Origin of the sequence: Streptomyces sp. Ru73 (assembly GCF_002920575.1) — a bacterium.
Taxonomy (GTDB): domain Bacteria; phylum Actinomycetota; class Actinomycetes; order Streptomycetales; family Streptomycetaceae; genus Streptomyces.
Genome location: NZ_PQSQ01000015.1, coordinates 69,691 through 87,451, shown reverse-complemented (window position 1 = coordinate 87,451; position 17,761 = coordinate 69,691). Strand labels below are relative to the sequence as shown.

General features: G+C 71.9%; 16 protein-coding genes. 3 read left to right on the top strand and 13 right to left on the bottom strand.

Going from position 1 to position 17,761, the window contains the following annotated elements:
• Nucleotides 1–161: 161 nt before the first annotated feature.
• From rlmB to C3486_RS09995, 6 genes are all read right to left on the bottom strand, one after another.
• On the bottom strand, nucleotides 162–1,115 hold the full coding sequence (gene rlmB, locus C3486_RS10020; RefSeq protein ID WP_103832258.1) for a 23S rRNA (guanosine(2251)-2'-O)-methyltransferase RlmB: 954 nt from the start codon (nucleotides 1,113–1,115) through the stop codon (nucleotides 162–164).
• A 151-nt stretch (nucleotides 1,116–1,266) separates the two neighbouring features.
• Nucleotides 1,267–2,664: a cysteine--tRNA ligase gene (gene cysS / locus C3486_RS10015; RefSeq protein ID WP_103832257.1), complete on the bottom strand. Its 1,398-nt coding sequence runs from the start codon at nucleotides 2,662–2,664 to the stop codon at nucleotides 1,267–1,269.
• Nucleotides 2,665–2,927: 263 nt separating this feature from the next.
• Nucleotides 2,928–3,332 carry a PPOX class F420-dependent oxidoreductase gene (locus C3486_RS10010; protein WP_103832256.1) on the bottom strand — a complete coding sequence of 135 codons (405 nt, stop codon included), beginning with the start codon at nucleotides 3,330–3,332 and terminating at the stop codon, nucleotides 2,928–2,930.
• A 140-nt stretch (nucleotides 3,333–3,472) separates the two neighbouring features.
• Nucleotides 3,473–3,964: a 2-C-methyl-D-erythritol 2,4-cyclodiphosphate synthase gene (ispF, locus tag C3486_RS10005; protein ID WP_103832255.1), complete on the bottom strand. Its 492-nt coding sequence runs from the start codon at nucleotides 3,962–3,964 to the stop codon at nucleotides 3,473–3,475.
• A 298-nt stretch (nucleotides 3,965–4,262) separates the two neighbouring features.
• Complete coding sequence (ispD, locus tag C3486_RS10000) at nucleotides 4,263–5,012, bottom strand: 2-C-methyl-D-erythritol 4-phosphate cytidylyltransferase (protein ID WP_103832254.1); 750 nt, start codon at nucleotides 5,010–5,012, stop codon at nucleotides 4,263–4,265.
• A 475-nt stretch (nucleotides 5,013–5,487) separates the two neighbouring features.
• Nucleotides 5,488–5,970 carry a CarD family transcriptional regulator gene (locus C3486_RS09995; protein WP_003953493.1) on the bottom strand — a complete coding sequence of 161 codons (483 nt, stop codon included), beginning with the start codon at nucleotides 5,968–5,970 and terminating at the stop codon, nucleotides 5,488–5,490.
• Between the two features lie 750 nt (nucleotides 5,971–6,720).
• Here C3486_RS09995 and C3486_RS09985 point away from each other — a divergent pair.
• The gene (locus tag C3486_RS09985; protein ID WP_103832252.1) at nucleotides 6,721–7,368 is read left to right on the top strand and encodes a DUF461 domain-containing protein; all 648 of its coding nucleotides are present in this window, start codon (nucleotides 6,721–6,723) and stop codon (nucleotides 7,366–7,368) included.
• 343 nt (nucleotides 7,369–7,711) lie between these two features.
• On the opposite strand, the gene C3486_RS09980 is transcribed toward C3486_RS09985, so the two are convergent.
• Nucleotides 7,712–8,392, bottom strand: a complete 681-nt coding sequence (locus C3486_RS09980) for a response regulator transcription factor (RefSeq protein ID WP_006603892.1) — start codon at nucleotides 8,390–8,392, stop codon at nucleotides 7,712–7,714.
• Complete coding sequence (locus C3486_RS09975; RefSeq protein ID WP_103832251.1) at nucleotides 8,389–9,702, bottom strand: cell wall metabolism sensor histidine kinase WalK; 1,314 nt, start codon at nucleotides 9,700–9,702, stop codon at nucleotides 8,389–8,391. The genes C3486_RS09980 and C3486_RS09975 overlap by 4 nt, the downstream gene beginning before the upstream one ends.
• 299 nt (nucleotides 9,703–10,001) lie before the next feature.
• On the opposite strand from C3486_RS09975, the gene phoU reads away from it, so the two are divergent.
• Nucleotides 10,002–10,679, top strand: coding sequence for a phosphate signaling complex protein PhoU (gene phoU / locus C3486_RS09970; RefSeq protein ID WP_103832250.1), 678 nt, complete (start codon nucleotides 10,002–10,004; stop codon nucleotides 10,677–10,679).
• A 431-nt stretch (nucleotides 10,680–11,110) separates the two neighbouring features.
• Here phoU and C3486_RS09965 read toward each other — a convergent pair whose 3' ends face one another.
• Nucleotides 11,111–11,365 (bottom strand): hypothetical protein, encoded by a 255-nt coding sequence (locus C3486_RS09965; RefSeq protein ID WP_103832249.1) that lies wholly within the window; start codon nucleotides 11,363–11,365, stop codon nucleotides 11,111–11,113.
• A gap of 234 nt (nucleotides 11,366–11,599) precedes the next feature.
• Nucleotides 11,600–12,361: a phosphoglyceromutase gene (locus C3486_RS09960; protein WP_103832248.1), complete on the bottom strand. Its 762-nt coding sequence runs from the start codon at nucleotides 12,359–12,361 to the stop codon at nucleotides 11,600–11,602.
• Between the two features lie 241 nt (nucleotides 12,362–12,602).
• Between C3486_RS09960 and C3486_RS09955 the strand changes: the two genes are divergently transcribed.
• The gene (locus tag C3486_RS09955) at nucleotides 12,603–13,997 is read left to right on the top strand and encodes an MFS transporter (protein WP_103832247.1); all 1,395 of its coding nucleotides are present in this window, start codon (nucleotides 12,603–12,605) and stop codon (nucleotides 13,995–13,997) included.
• On the opposite strand, the gene C3486_RS09950 is transcribed toward C3486_RS09955, so the two are convergent.
• From C3486_RS09950 to mshA, 3 genes are all read right to left on the bottom strand, one after another.
• Nucleotides 13,951–15,600, bottom strand: coding sequence for a glycosyl hydrolase family 28-related protein (locus tag C3486_RS09950; RefSeq protein WP_103832246.1), 1,650 nt, complete (start codon nucleotides 15,598–15,600; stop codon nucleotides 13,951–13,953). The genes C3486_RS09955 and C3486_RS09950 overlap by 47 nt on opposite strands.
• A gap of 256 nt (nucleotides 15,601–15,856) precedes the next feature.
• Nucleotides 15,857–16,363 (bottom strand): YbjN domain-containing protein, encoded by a 507-nt coding sequence (locus tag C3486_RS09945; protein ID WP_103832245.1) that lies wholly within the window; start codon nucleotides 16,361–16,363, stop codon nucleotides 15,857–15,859.
• A complete protein-coding gene (gene mshA, locus C3486_RS09940) occupies nucleotides 16,356–17,735 on the bottom strand; it encodes a D-inositol-3-phosphate glycosyltransferase (RefSeq protein WP_181138505.1) in 1,380 nt (459 codons plus the stop codon). The genes C3486_RS09945 and mshA overlap by 8 nt, the downstream gene beginning before the upstream one ends.
• Between the last annotated feature and the right edge of the window lie 26 nt (nucleotides 17,736–17,761).

Below are 17,761 nucleotides of genomic sequence, written 5' to 3'. Positions count from 1 at the left end.
GTGTGCCGGGAGTCACCGACGACAGGGCGGGCTGCCGGCCTCACGCCCTCGCACCCCCGCTCACACACGGGAGCGTACGCGGCGCCCGTCACCGCCGCGTACGCCACCAGGGGCGTACCCGGCGTCACGAGCGCCGCGTCCGTACGTACCTCGTACGTCGCTCACGCGCGCCGGCGCGCCGCCTCCCAGAGGACGACGCCCGCGGCGACGCCCGCGTTCAGGGACTCGGCGCCGCCCGGCATCGGGATGCGGACGCGGATGTCGCAGGTCTCGCCGACCAGGCGGGAGAGGCCCTTGCCCTCGCTGCCGACCACGATGACGACCGGGCCGTCCAGGACCTCCAGGTCCTGCAGCTCGACGTCGCCGTCGGCCGCCAGGCCCACGACCGTCATGCCCGCCTTCTGGTACGTCTCCAGCGCACGGGTGAGGTTGGTGGCGCGCGCGACCGGCGTGCGCGCCGCCGTACCGGCGGAGGTCTTCCACGCGCCCGCCGTCATTCCGGCCGCGCGCCGCTCCGGCACGACCACGCCGTGGCCGCCGAACGCGGAGACGGAGCGGACGACCGCACCGAGGTTGCGCGGGTCGGTGACGCCGTCCAGGGCGACGATCAGCGGGTCCTCGCCCTCGTCGAACGCGGCCGCCGACAGGTCCTCGGGGTGCGCGTACTCGTACGGCGGGATCTGCGCGACCAGGCCCTGGTGGTTCAGGCCGTTGGTCATGCGGTCCAGCTCGGGGCGCGGCGCCTCGAGGATGTTCATGCCGCGGTCGGCGGCGAGCTGGAGCGCCTCGCGCACCCGCTCGTCGCTGTCGATGAACTGCTGGACGTAGAGGGTCGTCGCGGGCACGTCCTCGCGCAGCGCCTCCACGACCGGGTTACGGCCGACGACCAGCTCGGCCGTGCCCTTCGCGCCGCCGCGGCGCGGGGCCGGACGGCGGTGGGCCGCCTGCTTGGCCTTGGCGTTGGCGATGCGGTTCTTCGCATGCCCCTTCCGCATGGAGGCGGGCGGGGTGGGGCCCTTGCCCTCCAGGCCCCGGCGCCGCTGGCCGCCGCTGCCGACCTGCGCGCCCTTCTTGTTGGACGTGCGGCGGTTCCTGCGCTGGCTGTTGCCGGCCATGGGTCACCTGTTTCTTACTGCTCTCGACGTCTCTCGACGTGGATGTCTGCTGCGTATACGTATGAGTGTCACCCGCGGCGCCCCGTGCGGGCGACCGGGACGGAAATCGCACGACCCGCGCCCACCGACGTGGGCGCGGGCATCGCGTCCGTCACGACAGCGACCAGCGCGGTCCCGACGGGGTGTCCTCGATGGCGAGGCCGGACTGCTGGAGCTGGTCGCGGATCGCGTCGGCGGTGGCGTAGTCCTTGCGGGCGCGGGCCGCCTGGCGCTGGTCCAGGACCATGCGCACGAGGGAGTCGACCACGCCGTGCAGGTCCTCGCCGCGCTCGGAGCCGCTGCCGGTCCACTGCTCGTCCAGCGGGTCCAGGCCCAGCACGCCGAGCATGGCGCGCACCTCGGCCAGCCGGGCGACGGCGGCTTCCTTGTCGTCGGCGGTCAGCGCGGAGTTCCCCTGGCGGACGGTCGTGTGCACGATCGCCAGCGCCTGCGGGACGCCGAGGTCGTCGTCCATCGCCTCGGCGAAGGCCAGCGGCACCTCGTCGGCGGGCTCGACCGGCCCCCCGGCCAGCTCGACGACGCGCTGCACGAAGCCCTCGATGCGCGCGAAAGCGGACTCCGCCTCGCGCAGCGCTTCCTCGCTGTACTCGATCATCGAACGGTAGTGCGGGGTACCGAGGTAGTAGCGCAGCACGATGGGGCGCCAGCGCTTGACCATCTCGGAGACGAGCACGGAGTTGCCCAGCGACTTGGACATCTTCTCGCCGCTCATCGTGACCCAGGCGTTGTGCGCCCAGTACCGCGCGAACTCGTCACCGTAGGCCTTGGCCTGCGCGATCTCGTTCTCGTGGTGCGGGAAGACCAGGTCGACGCCGCCGCCGTGGATGTCGAACCGCTCACCCAGGTACTTGTGCGCCATCGCGGAGCACTCCAGGTGCCAGCCCGGCCGGCCGCGGCCCCAGGGGGTCTCCCAGCTGGGCTCCCCTTCCTTGGCCGCCTTCCACATCGCGAAGTCGCGCGGGTCCCGCTTGCCGGTCTCGCCCTCACCGGACGGCTGCTTCAGCTTGTCCAGCTCCTGGCCGGACAGCTGCAGATAGTCGGGGAAGGAGCGGACGTCGAAGTAGACGTTGCCGTCGGCGGCGTAGGCGTGGCCGCGGTCGATCAGGCCGCGCATCATTTCGATCATCTCGGGGACGTGCCCGGTCGCGCGCGGCTCGTACGTCGGCCGCAGGCAGCCGAGGGTGTCGTACGCGGTGTTGAACGCGACCTCGTTCTCGTACCCGATCGCCCACCAGGGGCGGCCCTGCTCGGCCGACTTCCTGATGATCTTGTCGTCGATGTCCGTGACGTTGCGTACGAACGTCACGTCGTAGCCGCGGTACTCGAACCAGCGGCGCATGATGTCGAAGTTCAGTCCCGACCTGATGTGCCCGATGTGCGGGGCGGCCTGCACGGTCGCGCCACACAGGTAGATCGAGACGCAGCCCGGCGTGAGCGGGGTGAAGTCACGGATCTGCCGGGCGCTGGTGTCGTACAGGCGAATGGTCACGCATCAAGGGTAGACGGAACGAGGCAGTGCCCCGCGACCCCAGGGGGCACCGGGACACAGAAGCGTGACACTCGTGAGTGCGCTATGAGTGGTCCGAGGGGCTTCGTGGCGGTATGGGTGATGTGTGCGACAGGGCGCGCGTCGGGGGTCGGGGGACGGGGCACACGCGGGGCGCGCGGCCGGGAGGGGCGGGTCACGAGTCGGGGCGCGCGCCGGGTGCCGGGCTCCGCAGCACGCGCCGGGCGCCCGGCGGTGTCGGCGTCTCAGAGGCGGCCCACGACCTTCCGCGGGCGGATGCGGACGACCAGGCGCTCGGCGTCCTTGGCCGACTCGGGGTTGAACTCCGCGTACGGCTTGCCGGTGTACTTCACGGACAGCTCGTCGATGAGCTCCTGGCCGCCCTCGGTGGTGAGCTCGGCCGTGCCGCGGATCTCGGCGTAGGTGTACGGCGCGTCCGCCGGCTGGGCGACGACGGTGACGCGGGGGTCACGGCGCAGGTTCTTCGCCTTGCGGCGGTCGACGGTCGTGGAGATCAGCAGGTCGTCGCCGTCCCGCTTGACCCAGACCGGGGAGACCTGGGGGCTGCCGTCGGGCTGGACGGTGGCGACGGTGACGAAGACCTTGGAGTCGAGGAGGTCCTTGAGGGCGTCGGACAGTTGGGCTGCCACGGCGGTTCCTTCCTGCGGAGCGGACGGGCATCGGACGGAGTACGTCTACCTCGATGCCCGGCCAACATCCGTACGGCGCGCGGCATTCCCCGGTGCGCTCCGTCGCGCGGCGCAGTGCCCCGCCTGCCGGCCGCGCGCCGTCAGTCCGCCCGGTACACCAGAGCCGTCGCCAGTGCGGCGAGGCCTTCGCCGCGGCCGGTGAGGCCGAGGCCGTCGGTGGTGGTGCCGGAGACGGCGACGGGCGCGCCGGCCGCCGCCGAGAGGGCCTTCTGGGCCTCCTCGCGGCGCTTGCCGACCTTCGGGCGTACGCCGATGACCTGCACGGCGATGTTGCCGATCTCGAAGCCCTCGGCCCGGACGATGCGGGCGGCCTCGGCGAGCAGGGTGACGCCGGAGGCGCCGGACCACTCGGGGCGGCTCGTGCCGAAGTGCGCGCCGAGGTCGCCGATGCCGGCGGCGGAGAAGAGGGCGTCGCAGGCGGCGTGCGCGGCGACGTCGCCGTCGCTGTGCCCGGCGAGGCCGTAGCCGCCGCTCGCGTCCTCGTCCCACAGGAGACCGGCACACCACAGCTCACGCCCCTGCTCGAAGGCGTGTACGTCCGTCCCGATCCCCACCTGGGGCAGCGCGACCATGAAATTTTCCTCCCTGCGAGTGAACATCGAACCGCGCGAGAACTCCCCCGCGCCCCCGCTCGTCAGACGGGTAGGGGGCCCACCCCGCCGCCCCCGTATACGCCCCGCCCCCGATCCAAACCCCGGATCACCGCCGAACCCGAGTACCGGACCGAACCCGAGTACCGAACAACCGAACTCGAGCACCGAGCCCGACCACCGAGCGGGCAACCGGCGCGCCGGACGGGCAGCCGGCCTGCCGACCGTCGGACCTGCCCGGCCCGCCGGACGCACCCGGGCCTCCGGCGTGCCCCGACCGTCAGGCGTACCCGTCCGTCACGCGCCTGCGCGCCAGTACGGCCTCGGCGAGGACCAGGTCCAGCGGGCGGGTGACCTTGAAGGCCTCTTCGTGGCCGGGTACGACGACGACCGGCGCGCCGAGCCGCTCGACCATGCCGGCGTCGTCCGTCGCGCCCTCGCCGTCGAAGGTGACGGTCTCGTGGGCCTTGACCAGGGTTTCGCGATCGAAGCCCTGCGGGGTCTGCACGGCGCGCAGCCGGGCGCGCTCCGGCGTGCCCACCACCGGCTCGCTCCCGGCGTCGGGATCCGGCCGTACTTCCTTGACGGTGTCGGCGAGCGGCAGCGCCGGCACGACGGCGGGCGCGCCGGCCCGTACGGCGGCGATCACGGTGTCGACCGTGTCGACCGGCACCAGGGGCCGCGCGGCATCGTGGACCAGCACCACGTCGATGTCGTCGGGCAGCGCCCGCAGGCCGAGGCTCACGGACTGCTGGCGGGTGTCGCCGCCGGGGACGACCAGCAGCTCGGTGCGCTCGGGGAAGGTGTGGCCGTCCAGCAGCGCGCGGACCTCGGGCGCGCCGTCGGGCGGTGCGACCACGACGACGAGCGAGACGGCGCGGGAGGCCGCCATGGCGCGTACGGCGTGGATGAGCATGGGCGTGCCGCCCAGCGCGCGCAGGGCCTTGGGGGCGCCGGGGCCGAGGCGTACGCCTCGGCCGGCCGCGGGGATGACCGCCGCCGTGCGAAGTCGGCGGGAATCTTCAGACATCGGTTGCACTCCGTGAGCCGGGGGTCGCACCCCGAATTTCGAGCGGCAGGTTTGTTTACTCGGCCGGGGTGGGTATGGCCACACCGTGCCGGGCGCGATGCCCCGACCGGACCCTTCCGTGACGACCGGTCGAGCCAGCTGCCCGGGCCCGGCACGTCCGTGCACCTCGGACCGGCCGACGCGTTCGGTCAGACAGATGATCGGGCCGGCCGGGAGGGTTCTTCAAGGATCATCGCGGCAGTCGACGCGGCCCGGGTCCCGGTCCCCGACAAGCGTTCACAGGGTTCTTCCGGTCTTCACGACGGTCCGCGAGGGCCGAGGTCCACGGGTCTCGCGCCAGATATGCCGCAGCGCCCGGCAACGGACCGCTTCCGGGGAAGCAGTCGTCGCTCGGGCACTGCGGCATTTTCGTGCTGAGCACCGCCGAGTGCACCACTGTGGGCGAGCACGCTGTGGCGACCCGGCAGCATCGGCGTCAGGACGCGAGGACCTCGTCGAGCAGAGCCTCGGCCTTGTCTTCGTTGGTGTTCTCCGCGAGGGCGAGCTCGCTCACCAGGATCTGGCGGGCCTTGGCGAGCATGCGCTTCTCACCTGCGGAGAGTCCGCGCTCACGCTCACGACGCCACAGGTCGCGAACCACCTCGGCGACCTTGATCACGTCGCCGGAGGCGAGCTTTTCGAGATTTGCCTTGTAGCGACGGGACCAGTTCGTCGGCTCTTCGGCATACGGCGCGCGAAGCACCTCGAAGACCCGGTCGAGCCCGTCCTGGCCGACCACATCGCGCACACCGACGAACTCCGCATTGTCCGCTGGCACACGAACCGTCAGATCGCCCTGAGCGACCTTCAGCACCAAGTAGGTCTTGTCCACGCCTTTGATCTGGCGAGTTTCGATGGCCTCGATCAGCGCGGCCCCGTGATGGGGATAGACCACGGTGTCGCCAACCTTGAACGTCATGTGACAGGTACCCCTTCCGTGGCTATCCATCCTAACACGGGAACGGTTCGTTCTGAATGGCGTTTTCGCAGGTCAGGGCGCATCTCGGGGCTTGACAACGACGGCCGTGACGTGCATCGGCCGCCTGCCGGAAGCAGGTATTCGCAGGTCGGAGGCGCTTCTTGAGCGGAGCGAAACACGTCCGTCACACCTCCGGAAGTGCCGGATCGAGAGGACGAACGTCCCGGTTTGCCGGGATCCGGATGGCTCCCTTCCACTACTCCGTTCGGTCACTCGCGATCACCGCGGACCGAATCGAGAATTGATCATCCCGTCACCCGCCCGGGTGAGCCCGACATGATCAATTCGTGTGACGCGGCGCATTACTTTGCGTTTGCCGCTATTCCTCCGGCGGGCCCGATGGATTCACCGGCGACGGTCACTCGAACGCACGTCAGGTGAATTCTTGCGGCAGTTCCCGTGAGGGCTTCGGCAATCCGGTCGCACCCGGCCGGGCGGGTCGGCGGGAAGACACTCCGGAGGCGTTCCGGCCGGCCGGCCGCGATCATGTGACCGGCGCGTGATCCCTGAGGGGCGGGTCGGGTGCGGCCCCTGAAGGGCGGCTCGGTAACCTAGCGGCGCTGACACACCCTTAGGGCGGCTTTACGTACTGCGCCGACGCGCGGCGTACGGAACGGCCGCCCAGCCGTCCACCCGCGACCGGGCATGACCGTTCGGTCGCCGAAGCTCGTCCTAGGAGATGCCGCCGCCGTGAGCCGCAGCCTTCGACGCGGCGCCCTCGCCGCCACCGTCCTCACGCTCTCGATCGCCTCGCTCTCCGCGTGCGGGGCCGGACACGACGCCGCGACGCTGCAAGTCAAGCCGGACAATGCCGCGACCTCCGTCGGCGACATCAAGGTCCAGAACGCCATCGTGATCACCCAGCCGAAGCCGGACGCCAAGGGCCCGGCCGCCGTCTCCGCGACGCTGTTCAACGGCGGCACGAAGGACCAGACCCTGGACTCCATCACGCTCGGCGGCAGCGGCAAGCAGGCCGAGCTGAAGCCCGCCAAGGGCTCCGGCAAGATCACCGTGCCGGCCGGCGGGTCCGTCGTCATCGGCGGCAAGGGCAACGCCTCGGCCGTCCTGTCCAGCGGCCGCGAGGCCGTCCGGGACGGCGACGCGCAGCGCGTGACGTTCGACTTCAGCCGTACCGGCAAGGTGTCCCTGGACGCCTTCGTCGTCCCGGCGAACAGCTACTTCAAGGACTACGGGCCGAGCGAGGTGCCGCAGCCGGGCCAGTCCGGCGCCGCCAGCCCGTCGAGCACCGCCTCGCCGTCCGAGTCGCAGTCCGGCAAGCCGTCGGAGTCGGGCAAGCCGTCCGAGTCCGCCTCGGAGAGCGCGCACGCCGGCCACTGAGCCTCGCGGGCCCGCAAGACATGCCACTGAGTCGCGCGGGCCGCTGAGGTGGCCGCGGGCGCCGGTGGATGCCGGTGCGCCGCTCACAGCTCGTCCCACGCCCGTCGTGCCCCCGCCCTCCGGCGGGAGCGCGGCGGGCGCGGTCGTGCGTGCGTACGGACCGGCGCGGAGCGAGACCGGGAGCCGCGCGCGGCCGCCCGTACGCCCCGCCCCGTGCCGCCCGTACAACGCCACAAGCGCCCCACCCGGCATGCGGCGGAGCGCTGGAGCGATGCGTTGTCGGAGCCGTGCAGGGAGCCGTACGGGCCTGCCTGCCGGTTCACCGGCTCATCGGTTCACCGGCTTACGGCTCGAACTTGTACCCGAGGCCGCGGACCGTGACCAGGTAGCGCGGGGCGCCCGGGTCCGGCTCGATCTTGGCGCGCAGGCGCTTGACGTGGACGTCGAGGGTCTTGGTGTCGCCCACGTAGTCGGCGCCCCACACCCGGTCGATCAGCTGCATGCGGGTGAGCACGCGGCCGGCGTTCCGCAGCAGCATCTCCAGCAGGTCGAACTCCTTGAGCGGCAGGTCGACCTTGCCGCCGGAGACCGTGACGACGTGCCGGTCCACGTCCATGCGGACCGGTCCTGCCTCCAGGGCCTGCGGGGTGACCTCCTCCGGCTCACCGCGGCGGCGCAGGACCGCGCGGATGCGGGCGACCAGCTCCCGCGAGGAGAAGGGCTTGGTGACGTAGTCGTCGGCTCCTATTTCCAGGCCGACGACCTTGTCGATCTCGCTGTCCTTGGCGGTCACCATGATGACCGGGACGTTGGAGCGGCCGCGCAGCTGGCGGCAGACCTCCGTACCCGGCAGGCCGGGCAGCATCAGGTCGAGCAGGACCAGGTCGGCGCCGTTGCGCTCGAACTCGTCCAGTCCGTCGGGGCCGGTCGCGGCGATGGCGACCTCGAAGCCCTCCTTGCGGAGCATGTACGACAGGGCGTCGCTGAAGGACTCCTCATCCTCGACGACGAGCACTCGGGTCACGGAAGGACCTCCGGGGCAGGATAGGGCGCACGTAGCGCTTCCGGGGAAGTGTGGTGGTGGGTGACGGCCGGGCCGTTGAAGGTGTCGTACGGACCGTCCTCGCCATCGAGGTCGTCCGGGTCTGTCGCGGGGTCCTCCCGACGCGCGTCGCGGTCGCGGACCGCGCCGGCTTCCGGGAGCCGCAGGGTGAAGGTGGAGCCCTGTCCTTCGGCGCTCCACACCGTGACCTCCCCGCCGTGCGAGGCGGCCACATGCTTGACGATGGCGAGACCGAGTCCGGTACCGCCGGTGGCGCGGGAGCGCGCCGGGTCGACGCGGTAGAACCGCTCGAAGATCCGGTCCCGGTCCTTCTCGGAGATGCCGATGCCCTGGTCGGTGACGGCGATCTCGATCATCGCGCCGCCGGACGCCGGGACACGGCGGCCGGCTATGCCGACGCGGGTGCGGGCCGGGGAGTAGTTGACGGCGTTCTCGACGAGGTTGCCGAGGGCGCCGGCGAGCTGGCTTCTGTTGCCCCATACGTGCAGGTCGGCGATGCCGCCGACGGCCATCGTGATGGACTTGCTGCTGGCCTGCTGGCGGCAGCGGTCCATGGCCTCCTCGACCAGCTCGTCCACGCGGACGGGCTCGGCGTCCTCCAGGGGGTTGTCGTTCTGCACCCGGGAGAGGTCGATCAGCTCCTGTACGAGGCTGGTGAGGCGGGTGGCCTCGGTCTGCATGCGGCCTGCGAAGCGGTTCACCGCCTCGGGGTCGTCGCTGGCGTCCATCACGGCCTCGGAGAGCAGTGAGAGCGCGCCGACCGGGGTCTTGAGCTCGTGGCTGACATTGGCCACGAAGTCGCGGCGGACCGCTTCTATGCGGCGGGCCTCGGTGAGGTCCTCGACCAGCAGCAGTACGAGGCGGGAGCCGAGCGGGGCGACTCTGGCCGAGACGGCGAGGGCGTCGCCGCGGCCGGTGCCGCGGCGCGGCAGGTCCAGCTCGACCTGGCGTATCTCGCCGTCCCTGCGGGTGTCGCGGGCCATCTGCAGCATCGGGTCGACGGCGAGCTTGCCGCCCCGTACGAGGCCCAGCGCGTACGCGGCGGAGCTGGCCTTGACGACGCCGTCGGCCTCGTCGAGGACGACGGCGGAGGACCGCAGCACCGACAGGACGGTGTCCACGCCGGGGGGCAGGACGGCGTCGGTGTGCAGGGAGGTACGGGTGGGTTTGGCCTGGTCGCGTTCGCTCCAGCGGAACGCCAGCATGGCGATGACACCGGTACAGCAACCGGCGATCGCTGCCACTGCGGCGATGGCCGCGTCCACGTTCATGAGTCCAGGTTATGCGCCGGTTGTGACAGTTCCACAGCCATCAGAGGGCTCTCTCGAACACCCGTTGCCGAGAGTTCACCTTCACGACGGTGCTGGTTCACTCCGGATGGGCGAACCGGTCGCATCCGGCCTCGAACGTGGGAGCGTGGGGATCGCAGACCCACGCACCACCAGGGGCGCAGCCCGCACGATTGCGCAGGGCGCGGGCCCGGAGGCCGGCGGGCTTCGCAGGTCCGCACCGTAAGAAACGGGCGTCGCAGGCCCCACACCGTAAGACTCGATGCGAGAGAAGGTCACTGATGCGGGACGCGTACCACGAGGAGCTTGACTCGATCGGCGAAGGCCTGGTCGAGATGGCCAGGCTCGTCGGCTCCGCGATCGGGCGCGCCACCACGGCGATACTCGACGCGGACCTGAAGCTGGCGGAGAACGTGATCGCCGGCGACGAGAAGGTCGACGATCTGCAGCGCGATCTGGAGGCCCGGGCCATAGCCCTGCTGGCGCGCCAGCAGCCGGTCGCCACGGACCTGCGGATCGTCGTGACGTCGCTGCGGATGAGCGCTGACCTGGAGCGCTCCGGTGACCTGGCGCAGCACGTCGCGAAGCTGGCGCGGCTGCGGTTCCCGGAGACGGCGGTCCCCCGGGACCTGCACGCGACGATCCTGGAGATGGGGCAGCTCGCGCAGCGTCTGATGGCGAAGGCCGGCGAGGTCATCATCACGAAGGACGTCGACCTGGCGCTCCAGCTGGAGCAGGACGACGACGCGATGGACCTGCTGCACCGCACGCTGTTCCAGCACCTGATGGACGACCGCTGGAAGCACGGCATCGAGACGGCGGTGGACGTCACGCTGCTGGGCCGTTACTACGAGCGGTTCGCCGATCACGCGGTGTCGGTCGCCAAGCGCGTGGTGTACCTGGTCACGGGCGAGCACGCGGACGAGATCGCCCCGCCGACGGCGGTCGAGGGAGCCTGAGCCCCTTCGGGGCGGCGGTCGACGGGAGCTGGGCCCCTCCGGGCGCGGGCGGTCTGTGGGGGCCGCCGGCCCCCGGGGCGGGCGGGCGTCGGGGCGTGAGCCCCGGTTCGTGCCGCCGCGCGCCGTTGGTGCGCCTCCCCTCGTGGGTAGGGGAGGGAAGGAACCTCCCCTATGGCTGCCGACCAGGAGGCACTTACATGGCGCACTCCCCTGTTTCCAGCACCCCCGCCCCCGAAGCCGCCAACGGCTGCTCGTGCGGCCCCGGCTGCGGCTGCGGCTGCCAGTCCGGCGGCCCCTGCCAGTGCGGCGGAAGCTGCGGCTGACGCCGCCCCGCCCCGAAACGGCACCGAGCCCCCGGCCTGCGCCTGCAGACCGGGGGCTCGCCGCTTGAGCCGTGCCGCACCGCACCCGAGGGCGCTCGGGCGGCCCGGCTACTCGGCCGGCGGGACCTCCGCCGCGTCAGGGTCGACGACGGCGTACGGTGCGGACAGATGGGGAGCCCGGTAGTCCCAGGTCATGCGGCTCCCCACCACCGTGACGCTGACCTTCTCGAACTTCGTCTTGACAGCTTCCAGGGCCGCACGGACGGCAGCTTCGTGAGCGCTCTTGATGCGCTTTTGGGTGTTCCGGCCGCCCCTGCCCACCTCGAACTCGACCGTCACCGTCATGATCTTCGGCTTGTCCATGCGTTCCCCCTGCTCCCGGGCGCCGTTGGTCCCCAAGCAATCGAAGCATCAACCAATTGCCCCGAGGCAGGCATATGACAGCCGCACTTGGAGCGCGGACTCCGGGCGACGAGCGACCCTCGCAAGCTGGCGCACGCGGGTGACGTGAAGCGGCTGACGGCCCCAGGACGGCACGAGGCCCCCGGCCCGCGGAGAACCGCAGGCAGGGGGCCCGGCGTCAGGGAGCCGAAGGGCTTACTTCTTCTTGCCCTGGTTCTTCACTGCCTCGATGGCGGCCTTGGCGGCTTCCGGGTCGAGGTAGGTGCCGCCCGGGTTGAGGGGCTTGAACTCGGCGTCGAGCTCGTAGGTGAGCGGGATGCCGGTGGGGATGTTCAGGCCGGCGATGTCCTCGTCGGAGATGCCGTCGAGGTGCTTCACCAGGGCGCGCAGGCTGTTGCCGTGGGCGGCGACCAGGACGGTGCGGCCGGTGAGGAGGTCGGGGACGATGCCGTCGAACCAGTACGGCAGCATCCGGACGACGACGTCCTTCAGGCACTCGGTCTGCGGGCGCAGCTCCGGGGGGATGACGGCGTAGCGCGCGTCGTCGAACTGGGAGTACTCCGCGTCGCGGTCCAGCGGGGGCGGCGGGGTGTCGTAGGACCGGCGCCACTTCATGAACTGCTCCTCGCCGAACTCGGCGAGGGTCTGGGCCTTGTCCTTGCCCTGCAGCGCGCCGTAGTGGCGCTCGTTCAGGCGCCAGCTGCGGTGGACCGGGATCCAGTGGCGGTCGGCGGCCTCGAGGGCCAGCTGCGCGGTGCGGATGGCGCGCTTCTGGAGGGAGGTGTGCACGACGTCGGGGAGCAGGCCGGCGTCCTTGAGCAGCTCACCGCCGCGGACCGCCTCCTTCTCGCCCTTCTCGTTCAGGTTGACGTCCACCCAGCCGGTGAACAGGTTCTTCGCGTTCCACTCGCTCTCGCCGTGGCGGAGGAGGATGAGCTTGTACGGTGCGTCGGCCATGTCTTTGAGCGTAATCCAAGCGGGGCGCCGCTCCGGCAAGGGCCCGGCCTGTGGACACGCGGCCGCTCGTCTGTGCCGGGGGCGCGACGTTTGACGGTTGGTGTTAATCCAGTGGCCTGGTGTGACCTGCGTCTGTAGGTTGCCCTTGAGGGTTGCGGCACTTACATAGTGCGCGGCACCCACACAGTGGGTCTGGCACCTGCATCGGGCCACGTGCGCCGGTGGTTTTGGGGGAGACAGGGTGAGACGAGCCGTCGTGGCGAGTGTGTCGGGGCTGCCCCGGCAGTTCTGGTGGCTGTGGACGAGCACGCTGATCAATCGGCTGGGCGCGTTCGTGGCGACCTTCCTGGCGCTGTACCTCACGGTCGAGCGCGGGTACTCCGCCTCGTACGCGGGGCTGGTCGGCGCGCTGTACGGGCTGGGCGGCGTGGTCTCGTCGGTGGTCGCGGGGATCGCGACGGACCGGCTCGGGCGCCGGCCCACGATGCTGGTCGCGCAGCTGGCGACCGCGGCCTCGGTGGCGCTGCTGGGCTTCCTCACGGACCCGGTGGCCATCGCGGCGGTGGCCTGCGTGGTGGGCATGGCGAGCAACGGCTCGCGGCCCGCGGTGCAGGCGATGATGGCGGACATCGTGGCGCCCGAGGACCGGGTGCGTGCCTTCGCGCTCAACTACTGGGCGCTGAACATGGGCTTCGCGATCTCCTCGGCGCTGGCCGGGCTGCTCGCGCAGTACGGCTACCTGCTGCTCTTCCTCGGCGAGGCCACGCTGGTGCTGGCCTGTGCCGTGGTGGTGTTCGTGAAGCTGCCCGAGTCCCGGCCGGCGGTGACGGAGGAGAGCACCGCGGAGGAGTCCGTGCGGCGGGTGTCGATGCTGACCGTGCTGCGGGACGGGCGGTTCATGACCGTCGTCGGGCTGAACCTGCTGCTCGCGCTGCTCTTCCAGCAGGCGTACGTGTCGCTGCCGGTGACGATGGGGCTGGCGGGGTTCACCAGCTCCGACTTCGGGCTGGTGATCGCCACCAACGGCGTGCTGATCGTGCTGCTGCAGATCCCGGTGACGCGCTTCATCGAACACCGCAGCCCGGCGGCCCTGTTGATCGGCTCGGCACTGCTGACCGGGTACGGCTTCGGGCTGACGGCGTTCGCCGGGTCGGTGGCGCTGTACGCGGTGGCCGTCGCGGTCTGGACGCTCGGCGAGATCATCAACTCCCCCACGCAGATGGGGCTGGTGGTCCGCCTCTCCCCCACCCACGGCCGGGGCCGGTACCAGGGCATGTACTCGCTGTCCTGGTCGGTGGCCTCGCTGGCCGCGCCGCTGCTCGGCGGCGCGGTCATCGACCGGTACGGCCCGGACGCCCTGTGGGCCGCCAGCGCCGTGATCGGCACGGTGGCGGCCCTCGGCTACGCGCTGCTGCTGCGCAGGATGAACGCCGAGCGGGGCACCGAGCGGGACGCCGAGGCCGTCGTGCGGGAGGCGGAGCGTGGCGCCGGCCAGGACGCCGAAGCCGTCGTGCGGGACGCGGAGCCGGCGCCCGTCACGGACTCGACCGGTCCGGCGCCCGTCACGGACTCGACCGGTCCGGCGTCCGTCACGGGCGCAGCCGGCGCTGTGCCTCGTACAGATTCCGTGGCCTGACCGAGTCGGGGCGGCCGTACGCCACCAGCCTGCTGTGCAGGTCGCCCGGGAAGTCCGGCTTGTCGGTCTGGTCGAACTCGCGGACCCGGGAGACGCCGGCGGTGAGGCTGTACAGGGCCAGTCCGTCGATCTTCACCATGTCGGCCCGGCCGTTGGTGACGCGGACGTTCCAGTGGGTGAAGCGGGCCCCGAAGAGCGGCCCGGCGCGCATGTCGCCGCCGTGCCGGCCGGTGTTGTTGACGACGATGTCGGTACGGACGTTGGCGAACGGCATGCCCCGGTGGGAGTCGAACGTGCCCATCTCCATCCGGCCCCGCGACCAGACGTTGTAGCTGGAGAGGTTCTCGACGTTGATGCCGTGCAGCATGGTGCCGGGCGGGGCCGGGACGGTGCGCTGCTCGATCACGAAGTCCTCGAAGAGGTTGTCGTGCGCGCCCTCGCGGCAGTAGTACGCGTGGTGCCAGCCGCGGCCCGCGACACGGGTGTTGCTGATCGTGCAGGCGGAGCCGGCCGTTATCCCGAGGCCGTTGTCGACGTGGCGCGCGACCACGTCCCGCACCCAGCAGTCGTACGTGCACTGCAGGGTGATGCCGTTGTAGCCCTTGTCGTGCAGGTGCGGGGACTGCGGCGTCTCGACGGCCTCGATGGTCAGGCCCTCGACGCCGGCGCCGGTGAGCGCGCGGACGTGGGTGGTGAAGCGGGGGTCCCACTCGGGGCGTACGTCCAGTGGCAGCGGGCGCTCCAGGGTCACCGTGCGCCCCTTGATGGCGACGATGCGCACGGGCCACTCGTACGGGACGTAGCTGGTGAGTTTGACCTTGTCGTCCCAGTGGTACGCCTCGGGGCCGGGGCCGCCGCCCGCCATGTGCTCCAGGAGGGTGTGGCCGCGGTCGTCGGCGAGCCGGAGGAGGACGAGCGCGCCGGGGCGCAGCCGCGTCGGGTCGGCGACCCGCACCGTCCAGTCGCCCCGGCGGGCCGGGCGTACGGTGGTGAGCGTGCGCCACTCGTCGCGCCGGTTGCCCGTCCAGCCCTCGTACGGCCAGTGCTTCTTCCTGATCGCCGCGATCAGGGAGTTCCAGCGGGCCGTGGGGCAGAGCCAGATGAGGCCGCCGGTCCAGGACCAGGCGGACTTGTCGCCGCCGTACCGGCTGCCGTACGGGCCGATCAGCTCGGTGAGGTGCTTGGTGGCGAGGAGCTTGGTGCGGCCGCTGCCCGCGCCGCGGAGTACGACGCCGTCGTGGCCCATGCGGATGATGCCGTCGATGCGGAAGGTGCCGGGCGGGAGCGCGACGACGCCTCCGCCGCGGCGGCCCGCGGCCTCGATGGCGCGGTTGAGGGCGGGGGCGGAGTCCTTGCTGCCGTCCGGGACGGCGCCGTGGTCGCGTACCGCGTCGATCACCGGGCCCCGGTCCGCGGCCCGTGGGCGGTGCCGGCAGCCGGCCCGGCCGACGTACGGGATCTGCGGGTGGGTGAAGGGGCGGGCGGCGAACTCGTCCCAGAGGGCCGTGTCGTGGCCGGCCGCCGAGGCCGGGAGGGCGGGCAGTGCCGCGGCCGCCGCCACGGCGGTCGCGCTGCCCAGCAGGGTGCGCCGGCTGATGTCCATGGGCCGCCCTTCATGCAGGTGAAGAGGTGCATGGGAGAGGAAGCCGCGAGCATGCCACGGGGCCGGCGGGCGGCGGAAGAGCCGGGACGATACGCCGTGAAATGGGCCGAAAGCGGCTACTTGCCCCGGCCGGTCTGCGCCGTTACGCGTCCCCGCCGGCCGAGGCCGGACCTTGTCGGCCGATCGGAGCCCTTGCTCGCCCGCCGGCCGACCAGCCCCCGCTGCTCATCCCGGCCGACCCGGCCGACCGGGGCCGCTACTTGTCCCGGCCGGTCAGGTGGGCGAACGCCTCCAGGTTGCGGGTGGATTCGCCGCGTGCGACCCGCCACTCGTACTCCTTGCGGATGGCCGTGGCGAAGCCCATCTCCAGCAGGGTGTTGAAGGCGCCGTCGGCGTTCTCCAGGACCGTGCCGAGGATGCGGTCCAGCTCCTCGGGGGTGACGGCGGCCAGCGGCAGCTTGCCGGCCAGGTAGATGTCGCCGAGCTTGTCGATCGCGTAACTCACGCCGTACAGCCGGGTGTTGCGCTCCAGCAGCCAGCGGTGCACCGCTTCGTGGTTCTCGTCGGGGCGGCGGACGACGAAGGCGTTGACCGACAGCGAGTGCCGGCCGACCAGCAGCGAGCAGGTGGTGGAGAGCTTGCGCGTACCGGGCAGCTTGACGACGTAGTTGCCCTCCGCCGGGGACTCCCACTCCAGTCCGGCGTCGTTCAGCGTCTCCTCGACGGTCCGCCGCGCGTCCGCGGCCCTGCTGTCCTCAGCCATGCAGTGATCGTAGGCGACGGCGCCGCTCCTGCAACGCGGCGGTGTACACGTCGGCGGTCGCCGAGGCCGCGGTGTCCCAGCCGAAGGAGCCGGCGTGCCGGGCGGCCGCCGCGCCCATCCGCGGCGTGAGCGAGGGGTCGTCGGCGAACCGGCGCAGCGCGCGGGCGTAGTCGGCGGGGTCGTGCCCTTCGATGAGGAAGCCGCTGACGCCGTCCTTCACGGCGACCGGCAGACCGCCCACCGCCGCGGCGATCACGGGGGTGCCGCACGCCTCGGCCTCGATGGCCACCAGGCCGAAGGACTCGCTGTAGGAGGGCATGACCAGCACGCTGGCCGCGCGGTACCAGTCGGCGAGCTGGTCCTGGCCGACCGGCGGCCGGAACCGCACCACGTCGGCGATGCCGAGCCGCGCCGCGAGCTTCTGCAGGCCCTCGGGCTTGGCCAGGCCGCTGCCGCTCGGGCCGCCGACGACGGGCACGACGATGCGGGAGCGCAGCGAGGGGGCCTGGTCGAGCAGGACGGCGACGGCGCGCAGCAGGATGTCGGGGGCCTTCAGCGGCTGGATGCGGCCGGCGAAGAGCGGGATCAGCGCGTGCTGGGGCAGGCCGAGGCGGGCGCGGGCCGCGGCCCGCTCGTCGGCGGCGCCACCGTCAGCGGTGCCGCTCGCCGGGCGGAAGCGGTCGAGGTTGACGCCGGGGTGCACGACGGCGACCTTGCCGGGCTCGGCGTCGTAGTGCCGGGCCAGCTCGCCGGCCTCCTCGGCGGTGTTGGCGATCAGCCGGTCCGAGGCGCGCACGATCTGGGTCTCGCCGATGACGCGCGCGGCCGGCTCGGGGGTGTCCCCCTCGGCCAGCGCGGCGTTCTTGACCTTGGCCATGGTGTGCATGGCGTGCACCAGCGGGACGCCCCAGCGCTCGGCGGCGAGCCAGCCGACGTGGCCGGAGAGCCAGTAGTGCGAGTGGACCAGGTCGTAGTGGCCGGGGCGGTGCCCGGCCCAGGCCTGCATCACGCCGTGCGTGAAGGCGCACAGCTGGGCGGGCAGGTCCTCCTTGTTCAGGCCCTCGTACGGGCCCGCGTCCACGTGCCGGACCAGGACGCCGGGGGCCAGCTCGACGGAGGGCGGCAGCGCGCCGGTGGTGGCGCGGGTGAATATCTCGACCTCGATGTTGAGCGAGGCGAGCTTCTTGGCCAGCTCGACGATGTAGACGTTCATGCCGCCCGCGTCGCCCGTGCCGGGCTGGTGCAGCGGCGAGGTGTGCACGCTCAGCATCGCCACCCGGCGGGGCTTGCGGGAGCCCCCCAGCCGCAGCCTGGCCGGGCCGGTGAACTGGCCCTGGGGTCGGCCGCGGAGCCGGGACACGTATTGGCTCACTGCGAGCTCCCTCCCAAAATCCGGCA